The sequence below is a fragment of the Flavobacterium sp. ACAM 123 genome, from assembly GCF_000264055.1.
Classification (GTDB): domain Bacteria; phylum Bacteroidota; class Bacteroidia; order Flavobacteriales; family Flavobacteriaceae; genus Flavobacterium.
The window spans coordinates 1-5,782 of record NZ_AJXL01000154.1; the positions used below are offsets into that span (position 1 = coordinate 1).

General features: G+C 33.5%; 8 protein-coding genes. 6 read left to right on the forward strand and 2 right to left on the reverse strand.

The features are described from left to right. From A3SG_RS20280 to A3SG_RS22520, 4 genes are all read left to right on the forward strand, one after another. The coding region (locus A3SG_RS20280) for a T9SS type A sorting domain-containing protein (RefSeq protein ID WP_035664537.1) at positions 1 to 1,307 on the forward strand (1,307 nt) is incomplete at its 5' end. Positions 1,308 to 1,568: 261 nt separating this feature from the next. Beyond that, positions 1,569 to 1,694, forward strand: coding sequence for a hypothetical protein (locus A3SG_RS22770; protein WP_255347718.1), 126 nt, complete (start codon positions 1,569 to 1,571; stop codon positions 1,692 to 1,694). 655 nt (positions 1,695 to 2,349) lie between these two features. Next, complete coding sequence (locus A3SG_RS22515) at positions 2,350 to 2,736, forward strand: transposase (RefSeq protein WP_232226417.1); 387 nt, start codon at positions 2,350 to 2,352, stop codon at positions 2,734 to 2,736. A gap of 236 nt (positions 2,737 to 2,972) precedes the next feature. Further along, a complete protein-coding gene (locus tag A3SG_RS22520) occupies positions 2,973 to 3,107 on the forward strand; it encodes a transposase (protein WP_232226419.1) in 135 nt (44 codons plus the stop codon). 60 nt (positions 3,108 to 3,167) lie between these two features. Here A3SG_RS22520 and A3SG_RS0117105 read toward each other — a convergent pair whose 3' ends face one another. After that, positions 3,168 to 3,701 (reverse strand): type 1 glutamine amidotransferase domain-containing protein, encoded by a 534-nt coding sequence (locus tag A3SG_RS0117105; protein ID WP_016991223.1) that lies wholly within the window; start codon positions 3,699 to 3,701, stop codon positions 3,168 to 3,170. 136 nt (positions 3,702 to 3,837) lie between these two features. After that, positions 3,838 to 4,407 (reverse strand): DUF1543 domain-containing protein, encoded by a 570-nt coding sequence (locus A3SG_RS0117110; protein WP_016991224.1) that lies wholly within the window; start codon positions 4,405 to 4,407, stop codon positions 3,838 to 3,840. Between the two features lie 86 nt (positions 4,408 to 4,493). Between A3SG_RS0117110 and A3SG_RS0117115 the strand changes: the two genes are divergently transcribed. Next, entirely contained in the window at positions 4,494 to 4,991 is a 498-nt protein-coding gene (locus A3SG_RS0117115; RefSeq protein WP_016991225.1) for a hypothetical protein, read from the forward strand. Between the two features lie 242 nt (positions 4,992 to 5,233). Further along, positions 5,234 to 5,773: a hypothetical protein gene (locus tag A3SG_RS0117120; protein ID WP_029596882.1), complete on the forward strand. Its 540-nt coding sequence runs from the start codon at positions 5,234 to 5,236 to the stop codon at positions 5,771 to 5,773. Positions 5,774 to 5,782: the final 9 nt, after the last annotated feature.

Below are 5,782 nucleotides of genomic sequence, written 5' to 3' on the forward strand. Positions count from 1 at the left end.
AAACTGGAACAGATCCAAACTGTTTTGATGAGGAAATGTTTACACTTACAGTAAACCCTCTGCCTATATGTGCAATCACAGGTAATCAAACCATCTGTGCTGGTGATAGTTCTACATTCACTGCAACAGCAGGCATGACTACTTATGCTTGGACAGGACCAGGTGGATTTACAGCTGCTACTCAAGCAATCACCGTAAGTGTTGCTGGAATTTATAATGTAACAATCAGTAATGCTAACGGATGTATTAGCAGTTGTTCAAGAGAACTTATCGTTGAATCATGTGCCGCCGCTTTATGTACATACACTCAGGGTGCTTATGGTAATTCTGGAGGTAAATATTGTGACGGAACAGTAGGAGGAATTGCCACTACTGATCTAATTGCACAGGCATTAACTAATGCTGGAGGTTCTATTACCATAGGTAAACTTGGTAAGTCCGTTATCATGAATTCAGGGGATGAAGGTTGTATCATTAATGTAATGCCTGGCGGAGGTAAAGCTAGCGAACTTCCAGCAGGTGATATTGGTATTTGTTCATTGACAAATCCTTATTTGAAAAATGGCAGAATTAACAACATACTTCTTTCACAAACCATTGCAATGGCGTTGAATATTAATATAACCAAACCTTCAGATTTAGGCGGTTTAGTATTACAAGCAGGTACTTTGGCAACAGCCAAACCAGCTGGAGGATGTGGATCTGATATTCCAAAAGTGAGAGTATGTGGTTATTATGAAGGCGATATTTGGGTGCCAACTGTAAATGAATATACTTACAGAACATTCAGCGCCGCTGTTATTAATGCCATTACAGCTGATGGAAACGGAAAGAAAACCGTTGCCGGATTGTTAGATTTAGCAAACCGAGCTTTAGCTAATGTTGACGGAACTAAAAACATGGAGGATGGTGTATCATTATCTGAAATTGCAGGTGCCGTTGGTTCTATAAATGAAGTGTTTGACGAATGTGCTATATTCATAGGTTGGGATGTTTCTAAATGTTCTCCTGAACCAGTAGATTCTAGCACGACTTCGAAAATTGAACTTGCTGGTTTTACAGCTAGTCCGGTTCCTTTCAGAGACGTTCTTAAAATCAAATATAATTTTGATTACGTGTCTAATGTGAAAATTGAAGTATTCAATCCACAAGGAAAAGTGGTACTTACAAAATTGGACACAAATAGTTACTTGAACAAAGAAATCTCGTTAACACTTAGCTCTAACATAGAGCAAGAACAGGTTTACTTTGTGAAAGTGACTACTGATAGAGGATACACCATAAAAAAAGTGATGTCCGGAAAATAGTAGTAGAAACAATTTAATCCTATAAAATATAGAGAAGGATTAGATAAAAAAATTAAACTCCGAAAGTCATACTTTCGGGGTTTTTTTATGTCTTTAAATAAAAGGAACACTTACATATAATTTATTTTAGGTGTTTATATCATACAAAAATGATGGTTTTACGATGGTAATTTTCTGAGTTAAAAGTTTGTTTTAAGGTAATTGTCATATTAATCATTTCCTGCTAACCAGAAGAATAAAGATAAAATCAATAATACCTTATTGGCTCAAAAAATTGCTTTAGTTCTTAATATCGATATCGACAGAAATCTTGGGAATTTTGAATTAAAAAGAGAGACATTAGCTAGTGCCTCTCCACAAGGCGGTTGTGGATCAGATACTTCTTAACCACGTTTTTGTAATCCTGATGGGACAACTCATAATGGATATAAATGGGAGACAATCTCCACTACTGTTGCTAATGCATTAGGATTTAATGATGATTAACGATTACTTGGGCACATATAAAAAAGTTGGGGAGAAGTTGTAAATTTGTCTAAAAAAGCAAATAGATCTTAGTATATTTTCTTCCTTTCTACCAGAGGGTCTTTTATTTCATTTTGATATTATTGGTTTTAAGGAGCTGGGTGATTTACAAACAAAAAAAGACTTTTTTTATATCTATTTAAATGAGAAAAGTAGTCTTCCTGATGATTTTAGTTTTTCGGATTTTGAATCAAAAGGATTTTATGAACGTACCTTAATACAAGATTTTCCAATAAGAGGAAAAGCTGTTGATCTGGGTATTAGAAGACGAAGATGGCGCAATAAAACTAATAAATCAACAGAAGTAAAAAGTGATTATTCATTTATAGCAGAAGGTTGAAAACTAACCATTGAATTTTCTGATTTTTTAAAAGATACAGATCGAGACCCCAGAAGATACGATAAGTAATATTGCTAGCTATTATGGTGTTAAGGCTAATTTATTACAGCGTCATTATAAAAAAAAATTAGTGGTTTTAAACAATGGAATCAGGAAAATCATGCTGGAAACTATTTGATGTACCCTCAGAACATTGGAGAAAATTTAGGCATTGATGAGTTAAGTTTATCAAAAGGAGAACTCTATACCTTTGTGACCAACAAAATCGGAAAAGGAAAGAAAAAAACATTAGTCGCAGTTATAAAAGTCACTAAAATTCAAGATATTATTGATGTACTGAATAAAATTCCATTAGATAAAAGAAAATTATTCAAGGAAATTACCCTTGATATGGCAAATAATATGCAATTGTCTTCACGAATGTGTTTCCTTGAAAGTAGCCTGGTAACAGCTCGTTTCCACGTTGTGAAGTTAGTATTAGATGCATTACAACATCAACGAATCAAATTAAGATGGAAAGCAATTGAAAAAGAAAATCAGGCCATCAAACAAGCAAAAGAATAAGGAATAAAATACATTTCAATTACTTTAGAAAATGACGATACTCCAAAACAACTTTTGGCTAGAAGTCTCTGCATCATTGCTAAAAAGCAAAATTAATGAACAGATAATCAAAAGATAAGAGCAGAATTATTATTCAAATGCTATCCCTTTTTACACCAAGGCTACAAACATGCCCTAGAGCTTAGATATAGGAACAAATTTCAAAAGAAATAGCCAAAGAACAAATCTTAGCCTGGATAGAGAAAACAAAATCACTAAAGTTAAACGATTTTAATACCGCAGCAAACAGTTTAAAGTATCATTTAGAAACTACTTTGAACTTCTTTGTGAAACGCCATACAAATGCAAACGCTGAATCTTTTAATTCTTGAATTCAATTAATAAATACGGAAAATGATTTCTGCATTTTTATGTTGTTATGTCTAAAATTTTTAATGTTTTCCTTCTTTGATTTCCTCTACAATTTTTTTATTGAAAGCATCTAAATCATCAGGGTTTCTGCTAGTAACGAGTCCCCTGTCTACAACTACTTCTTTATCGTGCCATTCTGCTCCGGCATTGATTACATCAATTTTTATCGAAGGATAAGAAGTCATTTTTCGTCCATTAACTAATCCGGCACTAATTAAAATTTGCGGACCATGACAAATTGCTGCAACCGGTTTTCCTGCATTGAAAAAGTCTTTTATAAAAAGTAAAGCATCTTCATTTGTTCGCAATATATCTGGATTAATAACTCCACCAGGTAATACTAAGGCGTCATAATCAGAAGCTTTAACAGTATTTAAAACTTGATCTACTTTGTAGTCTTTTCCCCAATCCGTTTTGGCCCATGATCTTATGGTTCCGCTTTCAGGACTAACAATTTCGGCTTTCCATCCTTGTTGCTCTAAATATTCTTTTGGTGAACTCAATTCAACTTCTTCAAATCCGTTTGTGGCTAAAATAGCTATTCTCTTTTCCATAACTTTGTATTTAAAACTTTAGTATACGTTATAAAATTACAACTTACATTAAGAAACAACTCACAAAGAATTATTAAAATAAATTTAATCTACGGTATAGAAGCTCTTTACTGAATTAATATTTAAAAGGAATAGTTTACTCTACTTCATCTATTTTTAAATACCCTACATGCAACGTGTCTTCTTCTAATTTCGTTTCGGATTTGGTGAGTTTTAAGGAATATTTTTCTTTGAGTTTTACATCCAGGATATCATCAACGTTATAAATATCATCCACATCTATTCCGTATTTGTCGTCAATATGGGAAATAGCTTCTTCGAAACCGCAATGTTTGTAGAAAGTAGTCGCTTCGGCTTTTTTGGAGGCTACTTCAAAACTTTTGGCTACCGCAAGTATTTTATAATGGTATTCTTCAAATTCATTTTCTTTATATCCTCCAAGATTAATAAAAAATAAACTTTCAGAAGTAGTGTTTACAGCTGTATTCCTGTCGCTAATTTTTATTAAAAATTGATCTACTACCGATACTTCGCGCCAAGCATCAATGTGAATTCGTCCTTTGGCCTCAGGCCAAAAAGCCTTCATCTGCGGAATCAACTCCTTTAGGGAAGGACCGATTCCAAAAAAAATATCGTGTTGCTCCGTAAGCCGACCTTCTGGCGTACAGCCTAACATTATCATGTATAATTTGAGTTGTTTTTCCATAATTCAAAGCTACATAATTTTTCCATAATAAAATTTGGCACAGTTCGTGAATGTAGGAAATTAAAGGAACCCATAAAAATAAAAACATGAGAAAGATAATTACACTTTTAGCCGTCACAGGCTTGTTTGTCTTGCAAAGCTGTACGACATCAGATAGTTTTGAAGTTGCGCCTATTGCCAGAACTGAAGTATTTGAAGTGACCACTTCGTTTAATTTAAATAATAATTTTAGTAGACTGGTCACCTTCGATCCGCCAATTTATTCTTCAGATGTGGTGCTCACGTATCGATTATCTGGATCTAATTCTCAAGGGGATATTTGGGAATTATTACCTGAAACCTACTACTATAATAATGGAGCATTAGATTTTGGTTTTAGATTTGATTACACTAATCGCGATGTCGATATATACATGGTTGGAAATGATTTACAATCGGTCTCTACAAATTTCAGACTCAATCAGGTCATTCGAATTGTTATTGTACCGGCGAGTTTTGCTACGGCTGTAAATAAAAATAATTATTCAGATGTAATCACGGCCTTAAACGTTAAAGATAACCAAATCCAGAAAATTAATCTTTAGTTAAAATAAAAGACTATGCTGGGTTTAATGCAGTTCTAAAGACAAAACGGTAAAGGCAAACATAACGAGATCGTGATTCTTCCCAAAAAAGAAAATGTATTGAAAATAAAAGACGCTATAATTTTCGTTAAAAATTAGCTTTAAATACCCTATGAATTGGGATACAATTATTTAAATAATTAACTTTGATTTAATTAATACCTAGCATAAAGGAATAAAAATAACCATAAAAAAATACAGTTATGAAAAAGATTAGTACAATTTTAGCAGTTTTTACAATGATATTGATTTCAAGTTGCGATGGATCCCAGGGACCTCCTGGCTTTGATGGATTAGATGGACAAGACGGCTTGTTAGGTGAAGTTTTCGAGCTTAAGAATGTAGATTTTAATTTTAATGCAACGGATGGTTATACTATTTATAGAGCTTTAAATCCCGAGATATTTGCATCTGATGTGGTGCTGATTTACAGAATGACTGGAACGGTTGATGTTAATACTCCAATTTGGCAGCTTATTCCAAGAACTCTTTTTCTGCCTGCAGGAGAGTTAGATTATGATTTTGATTTCAGTAAGAAAGATTTCACGATCTATGCGGGAGGGACTTACGATTTAAGTACAACACCAACATACATAAAGAATCAAACGTTTCGTATTGTCATTGTTCCGGGCAGCTTTTCTGCTTCAATCAACAAAAACAATTATGGGGACGTAATGGCTGCCTTGAACCTAAAGGAAAGCCAAATACAGAATATAATTTTTAATATTGTGTGTATCGCATAAAAAAGAAAG